Source organism: Pseudooceanicola aestuariicola (genome assembly GCF_045763785.1).
Taxonomy (GTDB): Bacteria; Pseudomonadota; Alphaproteobacteria; order Rhodobacterales; family Rhodobacteraceae; genus Pseudooceanicola.
This window is the reverse complement of the sequence record NZ_JBJGSF010000003.1, coordinates 15,863-41,137: the sequence shown is the minus strand read 5'-3', so window position 1 is coordinate 41,137 and position 25,275 is coordinate 15,863. Positions and strand designations below refer to the sequence as shown.

Here is a 25,275-nt window from a genome sequence, read left to right as displayed (position 1 = left end):
TATCGCCCAAAGGCCGCACCCCCGACATGAGCCTGTTTGCCCTCAAAGACGTCTCGGTCCGCTTTGGCGAGGCCACGGTGCTGGACCGCGTGTCCGTCAGCCTGAACGCCGGAGAGATCGTAACAATCGTCGGCCCGAACGGGTCCGGCAAATCCACGCTGTTGCGCGTGCTGATCGGATCACTGGCCCCATCCACCGGGACAGTCACCCGGCAAAAGGGGCTTCGCATCGGCTATGTTCCGCAACGCGTTCATCTGGACCCGACCTTGCCGATGACGGTGTCGCGGATGCTGCGGCTGCGACGCGATGTCGACCGGTCAGCGATCCAAGATGCGATGGCCAAAGCGGGGATCGAGGATCTGGCAGATCGGCAGATGAACGTCCTCTCTGGCGGTCAGTTCCAACGCGTCATGCTGGCCCGCGCGCTGCTGTCCCACCCGCAGTTGCTCGTGCTGGATGAGGCGACCCAAGGTCTGGACCAGCCCGGAACCGCCGCGTTTTACGACCGCATCGAAATGGTCCGCCGCGAAACAGGCTGCGCAGTCCTGATGGTCAGCCACGACCTGCATGTGGTGATGAGCGCAAGCGACCGCGTCATCTGCCTTAACAGCCACATCTGCTGTCAGGGCGAACCCAGTCACGTGGCCTCTGCGCCGGAATACCGCGCACTCTTCGGGGCCGGGACGATGGGGACCATGGCGCTTTATACCCATCACCACGACCACCATCATGATCACACTCATGACCATGGCCACGGGCACGGGCACGGGCACGACCACGGGCACGGGCACGGGCATCACCACCCGCACGACCACGATCACGCCACCCCCGATGAGGCCCCGAAATGACCCTGCTGGATGATTTCCTTGTGCGCGCCGCGCTGGCCGGGCTAGGTCTTGCCATCGCCGCCGCCCCCTTGGGCTGCTTCGTCGTCTGGCGGCGCATGGCCTATTTCGGCGACGCAACGGCCCATGCCGCGCTGCTGGGCGTGGCGCTGTCGCTGACTTTCTCGGCTTCGGTCTTCGGCGGCGTTCTGGCTGTGTCGCTGATCATGGCGCTGACCGTGTCGACCCTGTCGGGCCGGGGCTTTGCCATGGACACTACCCTTGGTGTTTTGGCCCATAGCGCGCTGGCCTTCGGTCTGGTGGCAGCCTCCTTCCTCAGCGGCGTCAGGATCGACCTCATGGCGTACCTCTTTGGCGACATCCTTGCAGTGATGCCCGCAGATCTGGCGGTCATCTGGGGCGGCGCAGCTTTCGTGCTGGCCCTGATTGCCTGGCGCTGGAACGCGCTGCTGACCGCGACGCTGAACCCCGATCTGGCCGTGGCCGAAGGCTATGACCCAAAGCGTGAAGGACTGGTGCTGACCATCGCGCTTGCCATCGTCGTGGCCGTCGCGATCAAGGTCGTCGGCGCGTTGCTGATCACCGCCATGCTGATCATCCCCGCCGCCGCCGCCCGCCCCTTCGCCCGCACGCCCGAGGCAATGGCTATCGCTGCCACGATCATCGCTGCGGTGTCGGTGCTGGGCGGGCTGAACGCCTCCTATACGCTCGACACACCGACAGGCCCCACCATCGTCTGCGTCGTCGCGATCCTGTTCGCGCTGTCGGTCATCGCCGCCGGGGCCATCGCCCGATCGAAGGACGCCAAAGGCTGATCTGATCACGAAACCGCGACTGGAAACGAGGTTGCATCAGATTAACTTCCCGGCACTGCAACCAGTCTGGGAGGACTCTCCATGAAACTGATCACCCGACGCAGCGCCCTGACCGCCGGTGCGGCGCTTCCTTTCGCCGGTGCCCTCAGCACCCTTTCTACCCCCGCAACTGCCCAAAACATGATGAGCGATAACGCAAAGAAACGCGGCTTCATGATGGGCGATTTCGAAGTCTCGACCCTTCTGGCGGGCACCCGCACCGTCGAAGACCCGCAAGGCACCTTCGGCATGAACGTCTCGGCCGAGGAATTCGCCGAAGTCAGCCAGCAAAACTTCATCCCTGCCGACAAAACCCAGTTCTTCTTCACCCCCACGGTCGTGAACACCGGGGACGAGGTCGTGCTGTTCGACACCGGCCTGAATGCCGAAGGCACGCTGCCTGCCCTGCAACAGGCAGGTTACGCCCCCGAAGACGTCACCATCGTGGTCATCACCCATATGCACGGCGACCATATCGGCGGCCTGACGACCGCGGATGGCAGCCCGACCTACGCCAACGCCCGCTATGTCACAGGTCAGGCGGAATTCGACCATTGGGCCGGCCAGAACAACGACGGGTTCGAAGCCAAGGTGCGCCCGCTTGCCGACAAGATGACCTTTATCGGCGACGGTGGCAGCGTAGTTTCTGGCATCACCGGCATGGCTGCCCCCGGCCATACCCCTGGCCATATGACCTACATGCTGGAATCGGGTGACAAGCAGCTGCTGGTCTTTGCCGATACCGCCAACCACTACGTCTGGTCGCTGGCCCATCCGGAATGGGAGGTGCGCTTTGACGCCGACAAGGAACAGGCCGCCCAGACACGCAAGACCGTGCTGGGAATGCTGTCGGCCGACCGTGTGCCCTTCATCGGTTATCACATGCCCTTCCCCGCGGTGGGCTATGTCGAAGACCAAGGCGATGGCACCTTCCGCTATGTGCCCTCCAGCTATCAGATGATGCTGTAACCCCGGCCCAAAGCCTGAAAACACCTGCGCCGCCCGTCTGATCCAGACGGGCGGCGTTCGTTTGCGCACAGCCTTTTCGGGCTTGCCAAACACGACACACGAAAATACCTTATTAAAAGAATCGGAAATAAGGTGTGCCCATGCTCTCATCGCGAACACGATATGAAACCAGTAATGCATCCAAGTACTTGCAGACGCTCTGCAAGCACTTCGGAAACAAGGTGCCAGTCGAATTTGATACGGAAAACGGGGCTGTGGACCTGCGCTCTGGCCCGGCCAAGCTGCACGCGGACGGTCGCGGGCTGGATATCCGGGTCAGCGCGCCCGACATCGACGGGCTGCGAACCGCCCAGCGCGTGATCGAAGACCACCTCAAGCGGTTTGCCTTCCGCGAAGCCCCCCAACCCCTGATCTGGAGCCCGACGCCATGATGCATTCCCAGACCACATCGCCTGTGACCGAGGTGCCGATGACCGAGGTGCCGGTCACCCACGACGCGCATGACCTGATCCCGCACGGATCGCTGGCGCAGATCGTGCTGGACGACAAAACTTACGTGCTGCGGATCACCCGCGCGGGCAAGCTGATCCTGACCAAGTGATCTTGGCCGGGGTCAGGTGAACACCCCGGCAAAGAACTGCTGCAACCCCGCGCCGTCATCCAGCGGCAGAATATCCGCCACATATTGATCGGGCCGAACGATCACGATCGCCCCTTCGGCCCGATCGATCCCGCGCATATCGAAAATATCGCCCGCGCGCGGATCGGCACAAAAGACCTTTTCATAATCCGTCAGACCGAACTGCCCCTTCGAGGGGCGCAACAGCGCGGGCATGTCCTCGAACGCCAGATCGCGGAACCCCTGCTGGAACACTGCCCGCAGGTCGATCAGCGCATCAAGGTCTTCGCCCTCGCGCAACAGATCGCGCCACCACGATCCCGACGCCGCCAGCGCGTCGCACAGTTTGGCAATGGCCCCGCCAGACGCACCCGTGTCGTCCGCCCCGGCAAAGCAATAGACCCGCCACCGCGCATCCGCCCGTGCCACATGCCCAAGCTGCATAGGCTTGGCATCGGCCAGCCGGACGACTGGAGCCGAGTGGAAACGCTCTCCGACCGGGAAACCCGTTGCCAGCGCCTGATGCGCGCCCTCTCCGGTCAGGGTCGAAGGCTCATAAGTCACGGAAAACCCGGCGGTATAACGGCCATGTTCGACAAAGTACTTCTGGAACGTCGGCGTATCCCCAGCCGCCCCATCAGGCCGCGCTGACATGATCTGCGACCATTCGCGGTCAAAATCGATCAGGTCCTGCGCCACCTTCTGACGTTCGGCGGAATAGCTATGCAGCAACTCTGGCGCCGCGCGTCCGGTCAGCACCGAAATCAGCTTCCACCCAAGGTTAAACGTATCGCCCATCGACACATTCATACCCTGCCCCGCCTTGGGGCTATGGGTGTGACAGGCGTCGCCCGCGATGAACACATGCGGCAGGCGGTCTGACCCTTCGGGCACGTCGTCGAACTTATCCGTTAGGCGCTGCCCGATTTCATAAACCGACCACCAGACGACGTGTTTCACGTCTAACGTATAAGGCGCAAAGATCGACTGCGCCGCACCGATCAGATCGTCGACCTGCAGGTTCCGGCTGGCCACCCGCTCGCCCTCGCCCAGCTTGTCCATCTCGATATACAGCCGCACCAGATAGCCGCCTTCGCGCGGGATAATCAGCACGTTGCCCTTTTCCGCCGACTGGATCAGCGTCTTGCAGCGGGCGTCAGGGAAATCCGTGACACACAGCACATCCATAACGCCCCAGGCCTTGTTGGCACTGTCGCCCACCAGCTCTCGGCCAATGGCCTTGCGCACACCGCTTCGCGCGCCGTCACAGCCGACGACATAGCGGGTGCGCACGGTCTGTTCTTCGCCGTCCTTATGGCGCAGGGTCACCGCGACGGGATGATCCCCGCCCTCAGGGTCCACCACCAGATCAACCAGTTCGACACCGTAGTCGGGCACCAAGCGCGACGGCGATTTCCGCATGACGTCAAGGTACATGTCATGCACCCGCGCCTGGTTCAGGATCATATGGGGCATCTCGGACAACCCGTCCTCCACGTCCTGCACACGTCCGATCCGCGCGATCTTGCCTTCGTCCTCGTCGGTCTTCCAGAACGTGGTCTCGTTCACCCAGTAGCCCTGCTCCTTCACTGTTTCGGCAAAGCCAAAGGCCTGAAACATCTCCATCGACCGGCAGGATACGCCGTCGGCCTGACCGCGTTCGATCGGCCCGTCCTTGCGTTCCACGATCCGGGTCGTGATCTCGGGAAAGCCCGCCAACTGCGCGGCCAGCGTCAGCCCCGCAGGCCCACACCCAACGATCAGCACGTCCAGTACATCCGGCATCGGCGCGTCATCGCTACGTCCCGGGGCGGCTGCAAACAGCGTCGGATCCCCGGCGCGGAAACCGTTCAGGTGGTATTGCATTGGGCTCCTCCCACAAATTGATACGTAGACTTACTATAAGGCCGCGTCAGCACGGTCAACAAAAATGATATGCAGACGTATCTTTACCTGCTAAACCCCTGACAACATGTCAGACACTCCAATCAAAACCCGCAGCGCCGCGCTGCCCGGACACCTGATCCGCCGGCTCCACCAGCTGTCGACCAAGGTCTTCACCGATCAGACCCGAGCCGCCGGATTCGACCTGACACCGATCCAATATGTCACGCTGGACGCCCTGCGCGAAAACGAAGGCATCGATCAGGCGGGCCTTGCCACCGCCATCGCCAAGGACCGCGCCACCACAGGGTCGGTCATCGACCGGCTGGAACAAAAGGGCCTGATCGCCCGCCGCATCAGCCGCCGCGACAAACGCGCCCGCGAACTGGCTCTGACCCAAGAAGGCACCGATCTGCTGGCCCGCATGACCCCGGTGGTCGAGACGCTGCAATCCGACATCCTGCCGGGCCTCACCGATGACGAATACGCCCAGTTCATCGCGCTGGCCGCCAAGGCCACGTTGACCGACTAAGCCGACTCGACGCCGCGCCGCGAACCCGCTACCCCTGTCCCAAGCACAGGAGGAGCCTATGGCCGAAGAGTTCAAAGCCTACGTCATCACCCGCGACGAAGAGACCAAGCAGCAGTCTGGTAGCTGGACAACCGCCACCACCGACGACCTGCCCGAAGGCGACGTCACCATCCGCGTTCGTCACACCACGATGAACTACAAAGACGCGCTCGCCATCACCGGCAAAAGCCCCGTCGTCCGTCGCTTCCCGATGGTGCCCGGCATCGACATCGCGGGCGAAGTCACCGCCTCTGACAGCCCCGACTACAAGGTCGGCGACGAAGTCATCATGAACGGCTGGGGCGTGGGAGAGGTTCACTGGGGCGGCTACGCACAATACGCACGGATGAAATCCGACTGGCTGCTGCCGAAACCCGCGAACCTCAGCGGCGCGGAATGCATGGCGATCGGCACCGGCGGCTACACTGCCGCGCTGTGCGTGCAGCGCCTGATCGACGCGGGCGTCACCCCCGAAAGCGGCACGATCCTTGTCACCGGCGCATCCGGCGGTGTGGGGTCTTTTGCGATCTCGCTGCTGTCCTCGATGGGCTACACCGTCGCGGCCTCGACCGGCCGGGCCGAAGAAGAGCCCTATCTGAAATCCCTCGGCGCGACCGAAATCGTCGACCGCAACACGCTGTCCGAAAAGGGCCGCCCGTTGGATAAGGAACTCTATGCAGGCGCGGTAGATTCCGTCGGCTCCACCACGCTGGCGAACGTTCTGTCGAAAATGAAATACGACGGCACCGTCGCGGCCTGTGGTCTGGCGCAGGGCTTTGACCTGCCCGCCACCGTGATGCCTTTTATCCTGCGCGGCGTCACGCTGGCAGGCGTGGATTCGGTCATGGCCCCCAAGGCGCGCCGTCTGGCCGCATGGGACCTGCTGGACAAACATCTGGACCGCGCCAAGCTGGCCGAGATCACGCAACAGGAAGACATCAACAACGTCGACCAACTGGCGGATGATCTGATTGCCGGAAAAGTACGGGGACGGTTGGTTTTCAATATCGACTGAACCAACAGTCATTTCTGAAATTAATGAATGATTACCGCACCTTATCCACGGATAAGGTCTAGCGTATCGGATGGATAAGGCGCAAGGATTTTTCTTGCGCCTTTTCTTTTGTCGGCAAGCCGTGCCAGCGCTGGACCGGGGGACGGTGCCGCGGGCATAAATGGTCGCCACTTAATCCGGGCCAAACACCCTCCCTGTTCAATCGTCGCGTGAACATAAACAAAGCGCCGGCCCATGGGGCCGGTCCGGCGCTGGCGCGGCGGGCCTTTGGCCCTTGATTCCGCGCCGATCAAAAATCAAATGACGCTAGAAATCCCGCCGGAACGGCTCGTTCGTGGCCCAGGCGTCGCGATCCATGATGTAGGGCAATTCCCCGATCTTCACCGCCCAGGTGTCGATGATGAACTCCTGCCCGTTCGACCGCTGCACGATGGTCACCACCGTATGCGTCCAGAACCGCCGGGTCATCATGCCCAACGTCAGCCGCCGCCCCTGCTGATGGTGCCGCAGGTATCCGGCGTTATCCAACAGCTCCAGATAGACCGCGGCATTCACCATCTCGTCGATGCAGTCCTGCGTGTTGCCCGAGAGCTGAATCCCGGAAAACGCCTCATCGGTGTTGTACCCGGTCTTGTCTCCCACCATCACTTCCAGCCGCCGCAGCGCTTCGGCGAGGAATTTACGTTCTTCCCCGGGGGTACGCGCGCGACGTGGGAAAGCACGCTGGACGTGCCGCCATTCGGCCCGCGTCAGGGACACGGGCACCTGATTGGCGCAGCCGATATCGCCGCAAACCTTGAACGCCTGAGGGCTGGGATCAGCGGCGTTAAAGTTCACCCGTGTCTGTTCCAGCGTCCCACTTGGCGTCACACACCCCGCCAGCGCCATGGCGCAGACCACCCCGACAGTGCGTAAAATCCCCATCTTCAAAAAGCCCCCAAGCCCCTTGTCCGATTAACCGAGTATACCCAACAAAAATGGCGTGGCGATTCCCAGTCTGGAATCCCCACGCCATTTTCAAGCGTTGCCAAAATGTCAGGCAGCCTGACGGATCAGGACGCGCCCAGCAGCCGCATTGCGTTTTCCTTCAGGATCAGCGGGCGCACTTCGTCCTTGATGTCGATCTTTTCGAAATCCGCCAGCCAGCGATCCGGCGTGATCGCAGGCCAGTCTGACCCGAACAACATCTTCTTTTTCAGGATGGTGTTCGCATACTGAATGAAAATCTTCGGGAAGTACTTGGGCGACCATCCGGACATGTCGATGTAGACGTTCGGCTTGTGCGTCGCGACCATCAGACCTTCTTCGGTCCAAGGGAAGGACGGGTGCGCCAGAATGATCTTCATGTCCGGGAAATCCACCGCCACGTCGTCGACGTGCACCGGGTTCGAATACTTCAGGCGCATCCCCATGCCGCCCTTCATGCCCGATCCGACGCCGGTCTGCCCGGTGTGGAACAGCGCGATGGCGCCTTCTTCTTCGATCGCCTGATACATCTCATAAGCGATCTTATGATCGTTCGGCCAAAAGCCCTGCATCGTCGGGTGGAACTTGAACCCACGCACGCCGAAATCGCGCACCAGACGGCGCACTTCGCGCACGCCGGCCTTGCCCTTGTGCGGGTCGATCGACGCGAAGGGGATCAGGATGTCGTCGTTTTCCGCGCAAAGCTGCGCGACTTCTTCGTTGGAATAGCGGCGAAAGCCTGTCTCACGCTCTGCATCCACGGGGAAGATCACCGCGCCGATCTTGCGTTCGCGGAAATACTCGGCCGTCTGCGGCACGGTGGGCAACATGCCCTCGGCCCCGGCGGGGTTTTTAAAGTACTTGGCCATACCGGCCTGAAACTCGTTGTACCCGTCATCGCGGCCGTGGTTGCAGGGCTCTTCCGCGTGGGTGTGAATGTCGATGGCGACAAGATCGTCAAAGTTCATGTCTGTCCTCCCAGTCCGGTGAATTTCTGTAGTAGAGCGATCAGCTGTTCCGCCTCAACCGGGCTCAGGCGGTCCGTTTCACTTTTCGCATAGTCGAAGAAGTCCTGCGCGTGGTCGTTCACAAAGGCGTCTCCTGCTTCGCTCAGACGCAGCTCCATCCCGCGGCGATCCCCTTCGGGCACCTTGCGACAGATCAGCCCTTCGGTTTCGAAACGGCGCACCAGCTTGGCCATATGCGCGGGCTTGATCTTCAGCTTTTCCGCCACAGCCCCCTGTCGCACGCCGGGGTTCAGATGCACGACCCAGAGCACGGAAAACTCGCCCGGTTTCAGCCCCAGCTTGCCCAGCTGGTCAAAGAACATGTCAAAGACTTCGACCTGTCCTACGCGGAACAGAAACCCCAGCATCCCCGCCAGAGGACCAAGGTCGATCGCGCTGTCTTCGGTCGGAACGGATGCCAGCGACGGACGGCTCATTTGCTTGGATGCGCCAGACGTGCGGCGGTCTTGTTCAGGAAGGCATTCAACCGCTCTTCAGCTTCCGGAGAGGACGAGGCCAGCGACGCCACGAAGCTTTCCAGGAACAACCCGTCCGAACGGGACATGTCGCCCATACGGGGCAGCGCGTGCAGGATGGCATAGTTCGACATCTCGGCATTCTGCGCCGCTTTACGCGCCAGATCGATCGCAAAGGCCTTGGCTTCCCCTTCGCCCACGACGTACTGGCACAGGTTCCAACGCTCGCCTTCTTCGGCGGACACGGTGCGCCCGGTCAGCATCATGTCGGTCATGCGTGCCACACCGGCCAGACGCCCAACCCGCACCGAAGCGCCCCCGCCGACAAAAATGCCGCGCGTGCCTTCGGGCAAGGCAAAGAAGGTCGTCGCATCCGCCACGCGGATATGAGTCGCCGTCGCCAGCTCCAGCCCGCCGCCCACGACGGCGCCATGCAAGGCGCTGAAGAAGGGGATCTTGCCGGACTCGATCCGGTCGAACACCGCATGCCAGCCACGGGAATGGTGCATACCGTCGATCGGGCTGCGTTTGACATGTTCGGCAAGGTCCAGACCCGCGCAGAAATGTTTGCCTGCCCCACAGATAACAGCCGCCTTCGCCTCGACCTGCGCACGGTCCACAGCCTCGCCCAGGGCATTGATCACCCGGTCACTGACGGCGTTACGCTTTTCAGGACGGTTCAGGGTAATGATCGCAACATCACCATCTAGCTCGTAAAGAACGATTTCGCTGTCGGACATGGGGCACCTCATTTTTCGCATTGATTGTTTCCCAGAAAATTGTTTCCTTGTAAACGAATTTCTCGGGCATCATCGGAGGAGGACCCGCATGGCAAACGCACCTGGATACCGTCAGGCCAATCTGTGGGACCCGAAGTTGAACTGGGAAAAGCGCGACGATGGCACGTGGATCATCTGGCGCGATGACCCGATTGCCGACTACCCCGAGCGGATGACAGACATGATCGACTACTGGGCCGAGAAAACGCCCGATGCGATCTGGATGGCCGAGCGCGATGGCGACGACTGGCGAAAGATCACCTACGGTCAGCTGGCCAAAACGGTTCGTGAGGTCGGCCAATGGCTGCTGGACCAAGGGCTCAGCACTGATCGGCCGCTGATGATCCTGTCGGAAAATTCTCTGGAACACGCGGAAATTGCCCTGTCGGCGCAATATGTTGGCATCCCCTCTGCCGCGATCTCTCCGGCCTACTCCCTGGTCGCTTCTGACTATGCGAAACTGTCTGGAATCTCTGAACAGATCACGCCCGGTGCGGTCTTTGCCCAGAAGGCAGCCCCCTTTGAAGACGCGATCCTGAAGGCGCTACCGGAAGACATCATCGTCATCACCACCGAAGGCAATGTCGCTGGCCGTTCGACAACGCTGTTCACTGACGCCCGCACCGCACCCAAAGACGTGGACGCCGCGCATGCCGCGACGGGTCTGGATACCGTGGTAAAGTTTCTGTTCACCTCCGGCACCACCGGCACACCCAAGGCCGTGACGCAGACGAACCGCATGCTGGCCTCGAATCAGGAAATCGTCGCGGACTGCTATTCCTACCTGCGCGACGAACCGCCCGTGGTGGTGAATTGGCTGCCGTGGAGCCATACGGCCGCTGGCAACAAAGTCTTCAACATGGTGCTGTATAATGGCGGCACATATTACATCGACGGCGGGAAACCGACGCCCGGCGGCATGGCGGAAACCATCCGCAACCTGCGAGAGGTCTCTCCCAACTGGCACCTGACGGTTCCGGCAGGGTTTGAAGCGCTGGCCAAGGCGATGGAAACCGACGACCAGCTTCGCGAGTCGTTCTTCAAGAACCTCAAGCACATGATGTACGCGGGCGCCGGTCTGGCCCAGCACACCTGGACCAAATTGGAAGAACTGGCCGAACGCACCGTCGGCCACAAGGTCATGATGACCACCGGCCTTGGGTCCACCGAAACGGCGCCCTTCGCGCTGTATTGCACCGAACCGCAGTCCGGCCCCGGCAACGTCGGCATTCCCAGTCAAGCTGTGGTGATGAAACTGGTCCCGGTCGAGGACAAGCTGGAAGTGCGCCTGAAATCCCCCGGCGTCACCCCCGGCTACTGGCGCAACCCCGAGATGACCGCCGAAGCCTTTGATGAAGAAGGTTTTTACATGCTGGGCGACGCGCTGCGATTTGCCGAAGAGGGCAACCCCTGGAAGGGCTTTTTCTTCGACGGGCGGATTGCCGAAAACTTCAAACTGCAAACCGGAACATGGGTCGCCGTGGGCGCGCTGCGTGCCAAGCTGGTCGATCAGATGGACGGGCTGGCCAGTGACGCTGTGATCGTAGGCGAAAACCGAGAAAGGCTGACCGCGCTGCTGGTGCCTGACCTGACGCGGTTGGCAAAAATCGCCGCGCCCGGCGCAACCGACCTGACCCGCGACCCCGCAGTGCGCGAAGCCATCGCTGAAAAGCTGGCGGCGCATGGGGCCAAGGCTGGCGGATCCTCGGGACGTGTGACAGCCGTGATGCTGATGGATCAACCCTTGGACCTCGACAAAGGCGAGGTTACGGACAAAGGTTCGGTCAATCAGCGCGCCGTTCTGCGTCACCGCGCGGATCTGGCAGACCGTCTATATGCATCGGATGACCCGGATGTCATCCTGCCGAAAAAGTAAGGGAGGACTCTACATGAAGATCGAAGGACATGGTGCGATTGTCACCGGCGGCGGCTCTGGCCTGGGTCAGGCCGTGGCACGCATGCTGGCCGAAAACGGCGCAAAGGTCACCGTTCTGGACCGCAACGCCGAAGCCGCGCAGGCCATGGCGGACGAATTGGGCGGCGCGGCCGCGGGCGGCGATGTGACCTCCGAAGAGGACGTGCAAAAAGCCATCGACACCGCAGACGCGCTGGCCCCTTTACGGATCGTCGTGAACTGCGCCGGGATCGGACCGCCAGAGAAAATGGTCGGCCGCGATGGACCGATGCCACTGGCCAACTTTGAAACGGTGATCCGCGTCAACCTGATCGGCACGTTCAACGTCATGCGTCTGGCAACCGCCTGTATTCAGGCGAAAGACCCGGTCGAGGACAACGCCCGAGGGGCAATCGTGAACACGGCCTCTGTCGCGGCGTTCGACGGTCAGATCGGCCAGACGGCGTATTCGGCGTCCAAGGGCGGCATCGTCGGCATGACCCTGCCCGCGGCCCGTGAACTTAGCCGGTCTGGCATCCGCGTAAACACCATCGCGCCGGGGATCTTTGAAACGCCCCTGCTGGCCAGCCTACCGGACGAAGCGAAGGAAAGCCTTGGCCATCAGGTCCCCTACCCCTCGCGTCTGGGCAACCCGGCCGAATTCGCCAACGCCGCGAAGTTCCTGATCGAAACGCAATACATGAACGGTGAAGTCATCCGTCTGGACGGCGCAATCCGCATGGCGCCGAAGTAAGGCGCGCTGCCATTGGAATGAGAAACGGCGCGGGTCACCCCTGCGCCGTTTTTTATCGGACCACTGTCTTCTTCTGGTCGACAAATACCCTCGGGGGTCCGGGGGCAGAGCCCCCGACTGCGCCTACATGGCCGCCTTGAACAACACCGTCAGGTTCTCTGTCGTCAGCTTTACAGGGTTCCCGCCACAGGACGGATCCTCCAGCGCCATGGCGACCAGATCGTCGATCCGGTCTTCGGTCACGCCCATCGCACCCAGACCTTTCGGGATGTCAAAGCTGGCATTGAAATCATTTACGAAGGTTCTGAAACCACTGAAACCGCCCTTGATCCCAAGGTATTCCCCTGCCCGATCAAAGCGTGCGCTGATCTCTGGCGCGTTCAAGTCAAGCACCGCGGGCATACAGACTGCATTGGTCGTTCCGTGGTGAGTGTTGAACACCGCGCCGATAGGGTGGCTCATCGCGTGGATGGCGCCAAGACCCTTCTGGAACGCGGTCGCACCCATGGCGGCGGCGGACATCATGTTGGCACGGGCTTCGACGTCCTCTCCGTTCTCGTAGGCGCGCGGCAGGTTGTCGATCACCAGCCGCATCCCTTCCAGCGCGATGCCCTGCGACATCGGATGATAATGCGGGCTGCTGAACGCTTCGACACAATGGGCAAAGGCGTCTAGGCCGGTGCCAGCCGTGATGTGTTTCGGCATTCCGACCGTCAGCTCCGGGTCGCAGATCACCACCGTCGGCAGCACCTTGGGGTGGAATATGATTTTCTTCACATGCGACTCGGAATTTGTGATCACAGAGGCGCGACCCACTTCGGACCCCGTCCCGGCGGTGGTCGGCACAGCGATGATCGGCGCGATCCCGGCAGGGTCCGCGCGCGTCCACCAGTCGCCGATATCCTCGAAATCCCAGACAGGACGCGATTGGCCGGACATGAAGGCGACCATCTTGCCCAAGTCGAGGCCCGAGCCGCCGCCAAAGGCGATCACACCGTCATGCCCACCTTCGCGATAGACCTTGAGGCCCGCATCCAGATTGACCTCGGACGGGTTGGGATCGACCTCGGCAAAAAGCCCGCGCCCCAGACCGGCGGCGTCCAGAAGGTCCAGCGCCTGCGTGGTAATCGCCATGCTTTTCAGCCCTTTGTCAGTCACCAGCAAAGGGTTGGTGATCCCGGCGGCGATACAAGCTTCGGGCAATTCAGAAATCCGGCCCGCGCCGAAACGGATGGCCGTGGGATAGGACCAATTGGCAGTAAGGCTCATGCTGTCACCTTTTTCTTTCAGCGTTTGGTGAAATGATTGCATCACCGATACCCTGCCGCGCTGCGCGCTCTCGGGACATCGGCGATACTATGGCCTCAAGCATTTCTCAAACGCTTGAGATGGTAGGATTTCGGACGGGTCAGGTTGTGGTAGCCGATCACCGACAGCCCGCCGCCGCGCCCGGTATCTTTGCAGCCGGTCCAGCACAAGCCCGGATCAAGGTAGTCGGCACGGTTCAGGAAAACGGTGCCGGTCTCGATCTGGTCACCGATGCGCGCGGCGCGATCAATGTCGTTGGTCCAAAGCGACGCGGTCAGGCCGTAATGGCTGTCGTTCATCAGTGCGATGGCTTCGTCGTCGCCCGACACCTTCATGATACCGACCACCGGGCCGAAGCTTTCTTCGCGCATCACGTCCATGTCGTGGGTGACGTTGGTCAGCACCTGTGGGGTCAGGTACGCCCCGCCATCATCCGCCGGATCGGTCGGGATATGCGCCACCGCCCCCGCCGCGACCGCCGCGTCGATCTGGTCGCGCACGTGCTGGGCAAAGCGGACGTTCGCCATGGGGCCGATGGTCGTCTCGGGCTCCATCGGGTTGCCAAGCCTCAAGCTCTTGGCCCAGTCCACGGCCTTTTCGACGAAGGCATCGTAGAGCGCTTCGTGCACATAGATCCGCTCGATCCCACAGCAACATTGGCCCGAGTTGAAAAGCGCCCCGTCCATCAGCGTGTTCACCGCCGCGTCCACATCCGCGTCTTCCATGACGTAGCCCGGGTCCTTGCCGCCAAGTTCAGTCGAGACCGGCACGAACGTCCCTGCCGCCGCGCGCTCCATCGCCTGACCGCCGCCGACAGAGCCGGTGAAATTCACGAAATCGAACGCCCGCGCCTTTAGCAGCGCGTCGGTCGTGGCATGCGACAGGAAAACGTTCTGGAACACGTCCTCGGGAACGCCAGCGGAGTGGAACGCCTGCGCCATCCGTTCGCCCACCAGCAAGGTCTGGGTCGCGTGTTTCAGCACCACCGTGTTGCCTGCGATCAGCGCGGGCGCGACGGTGTTGATGGCGGTCATATAGGGATAGTTCCACGGGGCCACCACGAAAACGACGCCCCAGGGGATGCGACGGATGTAGCGCTTGAACGTCTCGTCCTCGCCTACTTCGATATCCGCCAGAGACTCCGCGGCGATCTTGGCCATATGCGACGCGCGTTCGTTGAAGCCGCCGAATTCGCCGCCGTATTTCACCGGGCGGCCCATCATCTGCGCCAGTTCTGGCACGATGTCGTCGTTCATGGCGCCCACGGCCGCGACGCCTGCCATCACAAGGTCAATGCGTTCCTGAAGGGGGCGTGCGGCCCAGACAGCCTGCGCGGCGCGGGCTCGGTCAGCCACGGCCTTGGCGTCATCAAACGACAGCGCTGGGCGTTCGGCAAAGACCGATCCGTCGATGGGGGAGATACAGGTGAGTGTGTCAGTCATAGCGGCTTACTTCGATCAGGTTGCCATCGGGGTCGTTGAAATAGACCGAGGTGATCGGCCCAAGCGCGCCCGATTTCGCGACAGGGCCTTCGACCACCTCAACATTCTCTTGCTTCAGACGGTCCAGAACATCCTGAACCGACCAGCTTGTGATCAGGCACAGATCACCCGATCCGATGCAGGCATGGTTGCGGACCTCTTGGCCCAGCACCTGCAGATTGATCTTTTGCTGCCCGAAGGCCAACGCACGCCGGCCCCCGGCAAAGGTCACGGCCTCCATCCCCAAAACGCGGGTGTAGAAGGCGACCGCGGCGTCGATATCGCGCACGGTCAGCACCACGTGGTCGATGCGGTCGATCATGTCAGGCCCGTTCGAACCCGCGTTCGATTTCCCAGTCAGTGACGACCTTGTCGTATTCTTCCTGCTCCCACTTGGCGCAGCGAGTGTAATGGTCGATCACGAAATCCCCGAAGGCGTCGCGCAGGAATTTGGAGTTCTCCAACGTCTCTATCGCTTCGCGCAGAGAGGTCGGGATTTCCGGGACATCGGCGCTTTCATACACATCGCCCTTGGTCGGCGGGTCGAGCGTCAGCCCCTCTTCGATCCCCTTGATCCCGGCGGCCAGCATCGCGGCCTGCGCCAGATAGGGGTTCAGGTCCGACCCACCGATACGGCATTCCATGCGAATACCCTTGGTCCCGTCGCCACACAGGCGGAAGGCGGCGGTGCGGTTGTCCACGGACCAGACGGTTTTCGTTGGCGCAAAGGTGCCCTTGGCAAAGCGTTTGTAGCTGTTGACGTAAGGCGCAAGGAAGAAGGTGTAATCGCGGGCGTATTTGATCAGACCGGCGCAGAAGCTGCGCATCGTGTCGGACATGCCGTAATCTGCGTCCTTGTCAAAAAACGCCGGATCGCCGTCTTTCCACAGCGACATGTGCACGTGGCTGGACGATCCGACCTTGTCCGACGCCCATTTCGGCAGGAACGACGCCGAGACGCCATTCATCCACGCGATTTCCTTGGTCGCATGCTTGGCGATGGTGTGGTTGTCGGCACAGTCCATCGCGCTGGCATAACGAATGTTCAGCTCTTGCTGGCCCAGCTCAGCCTCACCCTTGGTATTTTCAACCGGGATGCCCGCGCCAACCAGATGGTTGCGCAGGGGACGCAGGATGCCTTCTTCTTTGGTGGTCTGGAACAGGTTGTAATCTTCGTTGTGGCCCGACAGCGGGACCAGTTCGCGATAGCCCTCTTTCTGGAGGGTGCGGTAATCTTTTTCGAACAGGAAGAACTCCAGCTCGGTCGCCATCATGGCGTCGAACCCCATCGCGGCCAGTCGGTCGACCTGGGTCTTCAGCATCTGGCGGGGGGAATGCGGCACGGGCTTGTGGGTCGAATGATCCTCCAGATCGCCCAGAACCATGGCGGTGCCTTCCAGCCACGGGACAAGGCGCAACGTTGTAAGGTCGGGCTTTAGCGTGTAATCGCCATAGCCCATTTCCCACGACGTGGATTTGTAGCCATCCGGCGTCGACATGACGAGGTCGGTGGCCAGCAGGTAGTTGCAGCAATGCGTTTCCTCGACCGAATGGTCGATGAAGTTCGACACATGGAACCGTTTGCCCATCAGCCGGCCCTGCATATCGACCAGCGCGACCAGCACCGTGTCGATTTCGCCCTTGGCGGCCATATCTTTCAGCGTCTCGAAGTCTAGGTTACCCGGCATTGTGCATCCCCTTGGTGTTCACGTGACAGGGTGGCCCACGACGGGGCCACCCTGCTTTTGTCCGTACGCGGCCTTAGCCGTTGGTGTACGGCGGTCCGGCCTGATTGATGACCGAGTTGTATTCCTTGAAGATGTTGACGATCTTCTGGTGCACTTCACCTTCCTGCGCGACCTCTTCCCAGAACGCCTTGGCGGCATTCTCGACCTCGGCCCATTCAGAGGCGGGCACAGTGCGTAGTTCCAGCTTGTCGCCAGTGGCACGCAGCTTGGCCTCACCACCCCAGTACCACTGGTTGCGGTAGGTGTGGCCCGCTTCGATGCCTGCCATGACCAGCGATTTCAGGTGATCCGGCAGGTCGGCCCAGCGGCCTTCGTTCACGAAGAACGACCCGATCCAAGCGCCCGAGATGTTGTTGGTCAGGAAGTAGTCGGTCACATCTGCCCAGCCGACGGTGTAGTCTTCGGTGATGCCCGACCAGGCCATGCCGTCCAGCTCGCCGGTTTGCACGGCGACCTCTGCATCCTCGTAAGGGATGTTCATCGGCACGACGCCGAACTGCGCAAGGAAGCGACCGGCGGTGGGGAAGGTGTAAAGCTTCAGCCCGTCAAGGTCTGCGACGCTGGTGATTTCCTTCTTGGTGTTGAAGTTACACGGGTCCTGCCCTGCGGCGGACAGCCACTTGACGCCGACCTTGGCGTATTCTTCTTCCCAGATCTCCTTCAACCCGTACTGGTTGAACAGCACCGGCACATCGAGGATGTGCTTGGTCGCAAAAGGGAAATAGCCGCCGAACTGACGCAACGGGGTGGGCGACGCCATGGAGTCGTCGTCCGAATGTACGCCGTCGATGGTGCCGCGCTGCATCGCCTGAAACAGCTCTCCGGTGGGGACGATCTGGTCGGCGTAGAACAGCTCGATCTCCAGCTCGCCATTCGCGGCGGTGTTGATGTAGTCGATGATCGGCTTGGTCACCTGTTCGCCAAGCGCGCTACCCGCATAGGTCTGGAAGCGCCACTTGATGGTGTCCTGCGCCTTGACGATGGCGGGGGCCGCCAGCGTTGCGGGAACGGCGGTGGCCGCGCCTCTTAGGAATGAACGTCTTGTAGTCATTTCTTTCTCTCCTGTTGGTTTCGAATTATGCGAACCGGTTGTCCCGGTTTCTGGTTCATCTTGAGTAAATCAGGTCCGGCAGCCACAGCGCGATCTGCGGGAAGGCCATCACGATCACCAGCGCGACCACCATGACGCCCACGAAGGGGATGATGCTGCGGTAGATGTCTTTCAGGCCGATTTCCGGCGGTGCCATCGCGCGCATCAGGAACAGGTTATAGCCGAAGGGCGGGGTCATATAGGCGATCTGGCAGGTGATCGTGTACAGCACGCCGTACCAGATCAGGTTGAAGCCCAACTCTCCGACCAGCGGCACGTAAAGCGGTGCGACGATGACCAGCATGGCGGTGTCGTCAAGGAAGGTGCCCATCACAAGGAACGACAGCTGCATCAGGATCAGGATGACCCATGGGTTCAGGCCAAGGCGTTCGGTGAACAGGCTTTCGATCGCCTTGACCGCGCCAAGGCCGTCGAAGACCGCGCCAAAGGCCAGCGCCGCAAGGATGATCCACATGAACATGCAGGTGATGCCGAGGGTCTGGCGCAGGCAGGTCTCGAACACCTTGCGGGTCATCCGGCCTTTGAGCACCGCCGCCATGAACGCCGCCAGCGCGCCGATGGCAGAGCTTTCGACCAGCGAGGTCCAGCCTTTGACAAAGGGCACCATCATCACTGCGAAAATCACCAGCGGCAGCAGGCCCGCGCGCAGCAGCCGTAGTTTTTCGCCCAAGGGCACCGCGTCGCGTTCGTCCTTGGGCAGCACCGGACCCAATGCCGGGTTCATGCGGCAGCGCACCGCGATGTAGATGACGAACAGGGCCGCCATCATCAGCCCCGGCAGCACACCGGCTAGCCACAGCTGGCCGACGGGCTGGCGGGCGATCATCGCGTAAAGGACCAGAACGACCGAGGGCGGCACAAGGATGCCCAAAGAGGACCCGGCCTGGATCACCCCGGTCACCATGATCTTGTCATAGCCCCGTTTCAAAAGTTCCGGCAAAGCGATGGTCGCGCCGATGGCCATGCCCGCGACCGACAGACCGTTCATCGCCGAGATCAACACCATCAGGAAGATCGTCCCGATGGCCAACCCGCCCGAAAGCCCGCCCATCCAGACGTGGAACATCTTGTAGAGGTCGTCGGCGATTTTGGATTCCGACATCACGTAGCCCATGAAGATGAACATCGGCAGCGTCAGCAACGGGTACCAGCGCATCAGCTTGATCGCCGCCGAGAACCCAAGGTCGTATCCGCCCCGGTCCCCCCAGAGGAAGATCGCCGCAACCACGGCCACAAAGCCGATGGCCCCGAACACCCGCTGGCCAGTGAACAGCATCAGCATCATGGTCGAAAACATCAGGATGGCGATCAGCTCATACGACATTGCTGACCTCTTTCTGATCTTCTTCTTGGTCGGGCCTCTGCGGTTCGCCGGTTTTCAGGAACAGGATGTCTTTGAACAGCTCGGACAGCGATTGCAGCAGCATCAGCGTGATCCCGATGCACATGATCACCTTGATCGGCCAGATGTACGGGCGCCAGACAGACGACGACCTCTCTCCTCCATACTGGAAGGCATATTGCGTGGACTCGATCCCGCCCCACAGCAGGACGCCCAGATAGACCAGCAGGAAGAAGACGGTGAAGGCGTCGAACCACGCTTTGCGGCGCGGTGTGAAATCACCATAGAACAGGTCCATCCGCACGTTCGATCCCATCTGGATCGCGTAGGGCCCGCCAAGGATGTAATAGCCCACCATGATGAACTGGGCCATTTCCAACGTCCAAAGCGACGGGGAGCCTGCGGCCTTGGAGTAGGTCGAATACAGCAGCACACCCATCAGGGCGAAGATGCCGAACATCATGATCCGGCCAAGTCCATAGTTGAACCCATCCACGATGCGAATGAAGTGCCGCATGAAATTCATTCAGCGGCCTCCTGCTGATCCGCGACGCCCTTGAGCGCGCTGACAAGCACTTCGACCAGATGGGCGGCCATGGCACGTGCGGATTCAGGGGTATCGACCAGATCGTTGCGCACCTCGATCATCAGGCTAGGCAATCCGTGATCTTCGCCCTGCATCCTGAGCGTATGGGTCACGCCATCGGTAGCAGCATAGGGTTCGTTCAGCGCGGCCTTGTAACGGCCCGCCTGCCCTTCGGCCTTCAGCGCGGCCTTTGCCAGTCCGCCGTTCGCGTGGAACAGATAGCCGATTTCGACCGCGCGCTGTTTGCCAAAAAACACGGGCGTAAAGGTATGGATGGTGATCAGTGCGACCGGGCCACCGACCCGGGCCTGTTGCGCCGCGACCGTGTCGGCCAGCTGCACGTGGAAGGGGGTGTGCAGCCTGTCGAACCGGTCGCGGCGGTCGACCTCTGACAATCCGCGGTTGCCGGGAATGTCAAAGATTTCACTGGTTTCTGGAATAGCTGACTTGGAGTCTAGCGGGCGGTTCAGGTCATACACCAGCCGCGACACGCCCGCCGCGACAAGCGGCGCATCCAACAGGCGCGCCATTTCAATAGCCATGTCTGCCGCGCCGATATCCCACGCGGCGTGGGAGGTGCGGGCCTTTTCGCTGAGGCCCAGACCGTCGAGATCGGCGGGGATGTCACAGGACGCGTGTTCGCAGACCAGCACCACGGGGGCGGCGCCCTCGGGGTTGGTTACGGTTACGGCTGTCCAGTCGGCTTGCACGGAAATTGCCCTTTGTCTTGGCCTCCTGTAATCATCACTACAGTTAATTCTGGTCTGTCAAGAATTATCCTGTAACGTTTTCTACAAGACCGGCGTCTTTGTACAGAAAGGAACCACTCTTGGATAATCGCCCCTTGGTTCTGGATCTGCTGCGCGAAAAACAGGCGGAACTGACCGCCGCGGAACGCAAACTGGCGGCCGTTCTGCAGCAGGATGTCTTTGTCGCCGGGCTGCAATCCATCACCCGTCTGGCGGATGAGGCCGAGGTATCGACCCCCACCGTGATCCGATTGGCGCGCAAGCTGGGGTTCAACGGCTATCCCGACCTACAAGAGGCCATCCGCGCCGAGTTGGGCGAACGGATGAAACGCCCGCTGGCCAAGTTGGAGGCCAGCCGGGACGACGCGCGCGATCACATCGTATCCCGCTTTGCCGAGGCGGTGTCGGACAACATCAACCGCACCCTCGCCCGTCTGGATCTGGCCGAATTTGACGCGGTGGCCGAGTTGCTGTCGGACCCCGCCCGCGCCGTGCATCTGCTAGGCGGGCGGATCACCCGGTCCAACGCGCATTACTTTTTCAACCACCTGCAGATCATCCGGCCGAACGTCCGGCTGCTGGACAGCTCGCCCTCGGTCTGGCCGCAGTCGCTGCTGGAAATGAACGACGCCGCCACCCTGATCGTCTTTGACATCCGGCGCTATGAACGAGAGTTGGAAAAGCTGGCCGGGATCGCCGTGGATCAGGGGGCAACGGTGGTTCTGGTGACGGACGCCTGGGGATCGCCGATCGAAAAGATCGCCGCGCATACCTTCCGCGCCATGGTCGAAGTGCCGTCGAGCTGGGATTCGACCCTCGCCATCAACTTCCTGATTGAAGCGCTGGTGGCCGACATTCAATCACGGTCGTCACAGCAAAGCGCGGAACGTATCCGTGCGCTGGAAACGATGCTGGGCGCGTCGCGAATTTTCCGTGGCGCCTAGCGCGCGATCGCAGGGGCGACCAACCGCGCGATCCGGGCCGAGCCTTTGGCGGATGGATGCACCCGGTCGCCCGCGAACAGCGACAGATCGTTTGGGCTGAAGACATCGTCCATGTCGACAAAGCTGACGCCGTCATCCGCGGCGGCCATACGTTCCAGCCGGGACTCCAGCAGATCATAAGGCGCCTCACAGGCCGTTCCGGCGTAGCGCGGCGAGGTATAGTAATCCGCCCAAACGACACGCGATCCGCGTTGACGCAGGCTGTTCACCAGCGTCGGGATTGCGCCGCTGCGCGCGTCGTCGGAAATCAGCCGATCAATGACCGCGCCGCAGCTCGAACAATCGCAGGCCCCGCTGATGTCGTTGGCCCCGCCGTTCAGAACGACCCAGTCGGCGCTGATATTCTTAAGCTGCGTCGGGATATTCAGCGCCCCGCGCCCGCCAGCGACCTGCGCCAATGGCAAGGACACGTCGCCCACCGGTTCGCCCAACTGCTGTTCCAGCACATTGGCGACCGCGGCACCCTGCGTGCGGTTCCACGCCATGACGGAATCGCCCGCAACGACGATGCGCGCATCGTCCGGCACCCCACGCCCGCAGGCGGCGACGAAAAGCAGTGTGAATAGCAAAGCCCAGAGTTTCATAAGGCAGATGTGATCCGAATTGATCCGGGATCAAGACAGCCGCGGGGTTTGTGTTCGTTTTTCCGCCGACGCTTTTTCCACGCGCCGGACGCAGTTCATCTTGAAACTTGACGCGCGCAAATTAGACTGACCCGGCACACAGCGCGGCCCACTTGCCCGCGTCCCCGTTGGAAGGTGCGCCTGTCACTAGTTCGGACCCAGCCAATGAGCGGATCAAAGATCAAGAACATGGAAGACTTTGCAGCGGCCAGCGGGATATCCCGCCCGACCGTGTCGAAGTATTTCAACGATCCGGACTCGGTCCGCGCCTCGACCCGGGAACGCATCGAAGCGGCGTTGGAACAATACGACTATCGCCCCAACATCTACGCCATCAATCAGAACCGGCGACAGACCAAGAACATCGGGTTGGTCGTGCCCAACATGACCGACCCGTTCTTTGCCGCGATCGCCCGTGTCATAGAAGGATTGATCCTCGAGGCCGGGTACAGCCCCCTGCTGCTCAGTTCTCACTCTGGGCCAGAGCAAGAGATCGCGAACCTCGACAGCCTGCGCGCGATCAAACCGGCGGGCGTGCTGCTGGCCCCGCTTGGCCGCGCATCAGATCGAAAACGGGTCGCGGAGTTCGCGGACGAAGTGCCCACCGTCCTGTTCGACGCAAATTTGGACGGAATCGGAGAGGCTTACTTTGGCTCTGACAACACGCAGACCGTGTCGGTCATGGTCGAATACCTGTGCCGCACCGGCGAACCGCCTGCGTTTTTCGAGATGAAGACCCCTATCAACCCTAACGCTTTCAAACGGCGCGACGCCTATGTCGCAGCGATGGAGAGGCTGGATCACGAACCGCATCTGATCCAAGTCGAGGGCGAAGGCTGGGATTTCGAAGAGATCGGGTTTCGCGAAGGCAAACGGGTGCTGGCGGAACGCAAGTTTCCGACCAATACGCTGCTCTGCTCCAACGACCGTCTGGCCATTGGCCTGCTGTCGGCCGCATTTGAAAGCGGGCTGCGCGTCGGTCACGGCGCGGGCAGCGCGCTGCGGATCGCAGGCAACGATGACCACCCGTTTTCACGCTACACCTGCCCCAGCCTGACCACGGTTTCGCAGGGTTACGAGGCGATCGCAGCGTCAAGCGTTCAGACGATTCTGGGGCTGATCGAATCGGGCGAACGGCTGCCATCGCGCGAAGATACGTGGTTCGAAGGACGGCTGATCATGCGCGGGTCCGCGTGAAGGCATTGTTTTTCTGCCCGGAAATATAAAATTTTACGCGCGATAAAGTTTAATTGACGGCGCGCAAGTCTTCCGTTTAGCTTTTACGCCAGAACATCCAATTCAGGGAGGACTAGGGATGTACGTGAAGACTGCACTTGGTGCGGCCAGCTTTGCTGCGCTGATCGCCACAGGCGCCTTGGCCGAGAGCCACTCGAAAGAGCTGACCATCGCCATCGTCAACAACGGCCACATGATCAACATGCAAAAGGTCGCCGAGGCCTACACCGAAGAAACCGGTGTGGCGCTGAACTGGGTTTCGCTGGAAGAAGGTGTCCTGCGCGAACAGGTCACGTCCGACACCGCGACCGGTGGTGGCCAGTACGATGTCATCAACATCGGCATGCAGGAAGCGCCGATCTGGGGCGCCGCTGGCTGGATCGAGCCGCTGAACTTTGGCGACGACTACGACATGGACGACATGCTGCCCGCGATCCGCAACGGACTGTCGCATGACGGCACGCTGTATGCTGCGCCCTTCTATGGCGAAAGCTCCATGGTCATGTACCGCAAGGACCTTACCGACGCGGCTGGCGTTGAAATCAAAGACAACGATAGCTGGGAAAACATCAAAACCGCCGCTGCCGCAATCCACGATCCGGACAATGGCGTCTATGGCATCTGCCTGCGCGGCAAGCCGGGCTGGGGCGACAACATGGCGTTCCTGACGGCCATGGTGAACTCTTACGGCGGTGCGTGGTTTGACGCGGACATGAAGCCGACCATCGACACCGAAGCATGGCAGAACGCGATTTCCTTCTACGTCGACCTGCTGGGCACCTACGGCCCTCCGGGATCCGAGGGCAATTCGTTCAACGAAATCCTCGCGCTGTATAACGAAGGCAAATGCGGCATGTGGATCGACGCGACGATCGCAGCGTCTTTCCTGACCGTTGATGGCGTCGCTTACGCCCAGTCGCCCAACGCCGGTAACCCGGTTGGCGCGAACTGGCTGTGGGCATGGGCCATGGCGGTTCCTGCTGGTACGCCCAACGCGGATCAGGCCAAGGACTTCATCGAATGGGCCACGTCCAAAGAGTACATCCAAGCCGTCGCGAACCACCCCGACTTTGGCTGGGCCTCTGTCCCGACCGGTACGCGGTCTTCGACCTACGCCTACCCTGAGTTTCAGGAAGTCGCCAAGTTCGCGGCTGCTGAAATGGCTGCCATCGAAAGCGCGGCCCCCGAAGCGACCGACATGAAACCATACGTCGGCGTACAGTTCGCCGCGATCCCGGAATTCCCGGAAGTCGGCTCTGCTGTAGCTCAGGAAATGGCAGCCGCCCTCTCCGGCGCCAAGTCCGTGGATGAAGCGCTGGAAGACTCGCAAGAGGCTGCAGACGCGATCATGCGCGAAGCAGGCTACTACTAAGCCACTGAGCTGGGGAGGGCCTTGATCGGGCCCTCCCTTCTTGAGCCAAAGCTCGCGCGGAATGCGTCCGGGCGCTAGGCTG

The 25,275-nt window shown here is 61.5% G+C and carries 26 protein-coding genes; 12 read left to right on the top strand and 14 right to left on the bottom strand.

Annotated features, from left to right (window positions below; translation table 11 throughout):
- Positions 1-26: 26 nt before the first annotated feature.
- The 5 genes from znuC (at position 27) to ACI3GR_RS12525 (ending at position 3,269) form a co-directional block, all read left to right on the top strand.
- Positions 27-848, top strand: a complete 822-nt coding sequence (gene znuC, locus ACI3GR_RS12545) for a zinc ABC transporter ATP-binding protein ZnuC (protein ID WP_407494967.1) — start codon at positions 27-29, stop codon at positions 846-848.
- Positions 845-1,660, top strand: a complete 816-nt coding sequence (locus ACI3GR_RS12540; protein ID WP_407494965.1) for a metal ABC transporter permease — start codon at positions 845-847, stop codon at positions 1,658-1,660. Before znuC ends, ACI3GR_RS12540 begins: the two co-directional genes overlap by 4 nt.
- An 81-nt stretch (positions 1,661-1,741) precedes the next feature.
- Complete coding sequence (locus ACI3GR_RS12535; protein ID WP_407494964.1) at positions 1,742-2,668, top strand: MBL fold metallo-hydrolase; 927 nt, start codon at positions 1,742-1,744, stop codon at positions 2,666-2,668.
- A 140-nt stretch (positions 2,669-2,808) separates the two neighbouring features.
- Positions 2,809-3,099, top strand: a complete 291-nt coding sequence (locus ACI3GR_RS12530; RefSeq protein WP_407494962.1) for a DUF2218 domain-containing protein — start codon at positions 2,809-2,811, stop codon at positions 3,097-3,099.
- A gap of 38 nt (positions 3,100-3,137) precedes the next feature.
- Entirely contained in the window at positions 3,138-3,269 is a 132-nt protein-coding gene (locus tag ACI3GR_RS12525; RefSeq protein WP_407495571.1) for a hemin uptake protein HemP, read from the top strand.
- Between the two features lie 12 nt (positions 3,270-3,281).
- Here the strand turns inward: ACI3GR_RS12525 and ACI3GR_RS12520 are convergent, their stop codons facing one another.
- On the bottom strand, positions 3,282-5,153 hold the full coding sequence (locus ACI3GR_RS12520; protein ID WP_407494960.1) for an FAD-binding monooxygenase: 1,872 nt from the start codon (positions 5,151-5,153) through the stop codon (positions 3,282-3,284).
- Between the two features lie 106 nt (positions 5,154-5,259).
- Between ACI3GR_RS12520 and ACI3GR_RS12515 the strand changes: the two genes are divergently transcribed.
- Positions 5,260-5,703, top strand: a complete 444-nt coding sequence (locus tag ACI3GR_RS12515) for a MarR family winged helix-turn-helix transcriptional regulator (protein ID WP_407494959.1) — start codon at positions 5,260-5,262, stop codon at positions 5,701-5,703.
- Between the two features lie 58 nt (positions 5,704-5,761).
- Positions 5,762-6,757: an acrylyl-CoA reductase (NADPH) gene (gene acuI, locus ACI3GR_RS12510; protein WP_407494958.1), complete on the top strand. Its 996-nt coding sequence runs from the start codon at positions 5,762-5,764 to the stop codon at positions 6,755-6,757.
- A 306-nt stretch (positions 6,758-7,063) separates the two neighbouring features.
- Here acuI and ACI3GR_RS12505 read toward each other — a convergent pair whose 3' ends face one another.
- The 4 genes from ACI3GR_RS12505 to ACI3GR_RS12490 form a co-directional block, all read right to left on the bottom strand.
- The gene (locus ACI3GR_RS12505; protein ID WP_407494957.1) at positions 7,064-7,681 is read right to left on the bottom strand and encodes a hypothetical protein; all 618 of its coding nucleotides are present in this window, start codon (positions 7,679-7,681) and stop codon (positions 7,064-7,066) included.
- Positions 7,682-7,809: 128 nt separating this feature from the next.
- Positions 7,810-8,691, bottom strand: a complete 882-nt coding sequence (locus ACI3GR_RS12500) for an amidohydrolase family protein (protein WP_407494956.1) — start codon at positions 8,689-8,691, stop codon at positions 7,810-7,812.
- Positions 8,688-9,167 (bottom strand): MarR family winged helix-turn-helix transcriptional regulator, encoded by a 480-nt coding sequence (locus ACI3GR_RS12495; protein WP_407494954.1) that lies wholly within the window; start codon positions 9,165-9,167, stop codon positions 8,688-8,690. The genes ACI3GR_RS12500 and ACI3GR_RS12495 overlap by 4 nt, the downstream gene beginning before the upstream one ends.
- On the bottom strand, positions 9,164-9,946 hold the full coding sequence (locus tag ACI3GR_RS12490) for a crotonase/enoyl-CoA hydratase family protein (RefSeq protein WP_407494953.1): 783 nt from the start codon (positions 9,944-9,946) through the stop codon (positions 9,164-9,166). Before ACI3GR_RS12490 ends, ACI3GR_RS12495 begins: the two co-directional genes overlap by 4 nt.
- Positions 9,947-10,034: 88 nt before the next feature.
- On the opposite strand from ACI3GR_RS12490, the gene ACI3GR_RS12485 reads away from it, so the two are divergent.
- Positions 10,035-11,861 carry a feruloyl-CoA synthase gene (locus ACI3GR_RS12485; protein ID WP_407494952.1) on the top strand — a complete coding sequence of 609 codons (1,827 nt, stop codon included), beginning with the start codon at positions 10,035-10,037 and terminating at the stop codon, positions 11,859-11,861.
- 13 nt (positions 11,862-11,874) lie between these two features.
- Positions 11,875-12,633, top strand: a complete 759-nt coding sequence (locus ACI3GR_RS12480) for an SDR family NAD(P)-dependent oxidoreductase (RefSeq protein WP_407494951.1) — start codon at positions 11,875-11,877, stop codon at positions 12,631-12,633.
- 123 nt (positions 12,634-12,756) lie between these two features.
- On the opposite strand, the gene ACI3GR_RS12475 is transcribed toward ACI3GR_RS12480, so the two are convergent.
- The 8 genes from ACI3GR_RS12475 to ACI3GR_RS12440 all read right to left on the bottom strand — a co-directional run bounded on the left by ACI3GR_RS12475 (position 12,757) and on the right by ACI3GR_RS12440 (position 20,919).
- Complete coding sequence (locus tag ACI3GR_RS12475) at positions 12,757-13,902, bottom strand: iron-containing alcohol dehydrogenase (RefSeq protein WP_407494950.1); 1,146 nt, start codon at positions 13,900-13,902, stop codon at positions 12,757-12,759.
- Positions 13,903-13,997: 95 nt separating this feature from the next.
- Positions 13,998-15,383, bottom strand: coding sequence for an aldehyde dehydrogenase family protein (locus ACI3GR_RS12470; RefSeq protein WP_407494949.1), 1,386 nt, complete (start codon positions 15,381-15,383; stop codon positions 13,998-14,000).
- A complete protein-coding gene (locus tag ACI3GR_RS12465; protein ID WP_407494948.1) occupies positions 15,376-15,744 on the bottom strand; it encodes a VOC family protein in 369 nt (122 codons plus the stop codon). Before ACI3GR_RS12465 ends, ACI3GR_RS12470 begins: the two co-directional genes overlap by 8 nt.
- Before the next feature lies 1 nt (position 15,745).
- On the bottom strand, positions 15,746-17,110 hold the full coding sequence (locus ACI3GR_RS12460; RefSeq protein ID WP_407494947.1) for a glutamine synthetase family protein: 1,365 nt from the start codon (positions 17,108-17,110) through the stop codon (positions 15,746-15,748).
- Positions 17,111-17,183: 73 nt separating this feature from the next.
- Positions 17,184-18,221, bottom strand: a complete 1,038-nt coding sequence (locus tag ACI3GR_RS12455; protein WP_407494945.1) for a TRAP transporter substrate-binding protein — start codon at positions 18,219-18,221, stop codon at positions 17,184-17,186.
- Positions 18,222-18,276: 55 nt separating this feature from the next.
- Positions 18,277-19,605, bottom strand: a complete 1,329-nt coding sequence (locus ACI3GR_RS12450) for a TRAP transporter large permease (protein WP_407494943.1) — start codon at positions 19,603-19,605, stop codon at positions 18,277-18,279.
- On the bottom strand, positions 19,595-20,149 hold the full coding sequence (locus ACI3GR_RS12445) for a TRAP transporter small permease subunit (RefSeq protein WP_407494942.1): 555 nt from the start codon (positions 20,147-20,149) through the stop codon (positions 19,595-19,597). The genes ACI3GR_RS12450 and ACI3GR_RS12445 overlap by 11 nt, the downstream gene beginning before the upstream one ends.
- On the bottom strand, positions 20,146-20,919 hold the full coding sequence (locus tag ACI3GR_RS12440; protein ID WP_407494941.1) for an N-formylglutamate amidohydrolase: 774 nt from the start codon (positions 20,917-20,919) through the stop codon (positions 20,146-20,148). Before ACI3GR_RS12440 ends, ACI3GR_RS12445 begins: the two co-directional genes overlap by 4 nt.
- Before the next feature lie 119 nt (positions 20,920-21,038).
- Between ACI3GR_RS12440 and ACI3GR_RS12435 the strand changes: the two genes are divergently transcribed.
- Positions 21,039-21,902, top strand: coding sequence for a MurR/RpiR family transcriptional regulator (locus tag ACI3GR_RS12435; RefSeq protein WP_407494939.1), 864 nt, complete (start codon positions 21,039-21,041; stop codon positions 21,900-21,902).
- On the opposite strand, the gene ACI3GR_RS12430 is transcribed toward ACI3GR_RS12435, so the two are convergent.
- Entirely contained in the window at positions 21,899-22,546 is a 648-nt protein-coding gene (locus ACI3GR_RS12430) for an SGNH/GDSL hydrolase family protein (RefSeq protein ID WP_407494938.1), read from the bottom strand. The two genes, ACI3GR_RS12435 and ACI3GR_RS12430, sit on opposite strands and share 4 nt — an antisense overlap.
- A gap of 204 nt (positions 22,547-22,750) precedes the next feature.
- Here ACI3GR_RS12430 and ACI3GR_RS12425 point away from each other — a divergent pair, with 204 nt between their 5' ends.
- A complete protein-coding gene (locus tag ACI3GR_RS12425) occupies positions 22,751-23,782 on the top strand; it encodes a LacI family DNA-binding transcriptional regulator (protein ID WP_407494937.1) in 1,032 nt (343 codons plus the stop codon).
- 118 nt (positions 23,783-23,900) lie between these two features.
- A complete protein-coding gene (locus ACI3GR_RS12420; RefSeq protein WP_407494936.1) occupies positions 23,901-25,193 on the top strand; it encodes an ABC transporter substrate-binding protein in 1,293 nt (430 codons plus the stop codon).
- Positions 25,194-25,275 lie beyond the last annotated feature (82 nt).

Coding starts and splice junctions, on each gene's coding strand:
- ACI3GR_RS12530 (WP_407494962.1), top strand. CDS start 2,809: ATGCTCTCATCGCGAACACGATATGAAACCAGTAATGCATCCAAGTAC.
- ACI3GR_RS12470 (WP_407494949.1), bottom strand. CDS start 15,383: ATGACTGACACACTCACCTGTATCTCCCCCATCGACGGATCGGTCTTT.
- ACI3GR_RS12445 (WP_407494942.1), bottom strand. CDS start 20,149: ATGAATTTCATGCGGCACTTCATTCGCATCGTGGATGGGTTCAACTAT.
- ACI3GR_RS12455 (WP_407494945.1), bottom strand. CDS start 18,221: ATGACTACAAGACGTTCATTCCTAAGAGGCGCGGCCACCGCCGTTCCC.
- ACI3GR_RS12490 (WP_407494953.1), bottom strand. CDS start 9,946: ATGTCCGACAGCGAAATCGTTCTTTACGAGCTAGATGGTGATGTTGCG.
- ACI3GR_RS12420 (WP_407494936.1), top strand. CDS start 23,901: ATGTACGTGAAGACTGCACTTGGTGCGGCCAGCTTTGCTGCGCTGATC.
- ACI3GR_RS12540 (WP_407494965.1), top strand. CDS start 845: ATGACCCTGCTGGATGATTTCCTTGTGCGCGCCGCGCTGGCCGGGCTA.
- ACI3GR_RS12425 (WP_407494937.1), top strand. CDS start 22,751: ATGAGCGGATCAAAGATCAAGAACATGGAAGACTTTGCAGCGGCCAGC.
- ACI3GR_RS12460 (WP_407494947.1), bottom strand. CDS start 17,110: ATGCCGGGTAACCTAGACTTCGAGACGCTGAAAGATATGGCCGCCAAG.
- ACI3GR_RS12525 (WP_407495571.1), top strand. CDS start 3,138: ATGACCGAGGTGCCGGTCACCCACGACGCGCATGACCTGATCCCGCAC.
- ACI3GR_RS12430 (WP_407494938.1), bottom strand. CDS start 22,546: ATGAAACTCTGGGCTTTGCTATTCACACTGCTTTTCGTCGCCGCCTGC.
- ACI3GR_RS12485 (WP_407494952.1), top strand. CDS start 10,035: ATGGCAAACGCACCTGGATACCGTCAGGCCAATCTGTGGGACCCGAAG.
- ACI3GR_RS12520 (WP_407494960.1), bottom strand. CDS start 5,153: ATGCAATACCACCTGAACGGTTTCCGCGCCGGGGATCCGACGCTGTTT.
- ACI3GR_RS12505 (WP_407494957.1), bottom strand. CDS start 7,681: ATGGGGATTTTACGCACTGTCGGGGTGGTCTGCGCCATGGCGCTGGCG.
- ACI3GR_RS12480 (WP_407494951.1), top strand. CDS start 11,875: ATGAAGATCGAAGGACATGGTGCGATTGTCACCGGCGGCGGCTCTGGC.
- ACI3GR_RS12450 (WP_407494943.1), bottom strand. CDS start 19,605: ATGTCGTATGAGCTGATCGCCATCCTGATGTTTTCGACCATGATGCTG.
- ACI3GR_RS12500 (WP_407494956.1), bottom strand. CDS start 8,691: ATGAACTTTGACGATCTTGTCGCCATCGACATTCACACCCACGCGGAA.
- ACI3GR_RS12465 (WP_407494948.1), bottom strand. CDS start 15,744: ATGATCGACCGCATCGACCACGTGGTGCTGACCGTGCGCGATATCGAC.
- ACI3GR_RS12495 (WP_407494954.1), bottom strand. CDS start 9,167: ATGAGCCGTCCGTCGCTGGCATCCGTTCCGACCGAAGACAGCGCGATC.
- acuI (WP_407494958.1), top strand. CDS start 5,762: ATGGCCGAAGAGTTCAAAGCCTACGTCATCACCCGCGACGAAGAGACC.
- znuC (WP_407494967.1), top strand. CDS start 27: ATGAGCCTGTTTGCCCTCAAAGACGTCTCGGTCCGCTTTGGCGAGGCC.
- ACI3GR_RS12535 (WP_407494964.1), top strand. CDS start 1,742: ATGAAACTGATCACCCGACGCAGCGCCCTGACCGCCGGTGCGGCGCTT.
- ACI3GR_RS12475 (WP_407494950.1), bottom strand. CDS start 13,902: ATGAGCCTTACTGCCAATTGGTCCTATCCCACGGCCATCCGTTTCGGC.
- ACI3GR_RS12515 (WP_407494959.1), top strand. CDS start 5,260: ATGTCAGACACTCCAATCAAAACCCGCAGCGCCGCGCTGCCCGGACAC.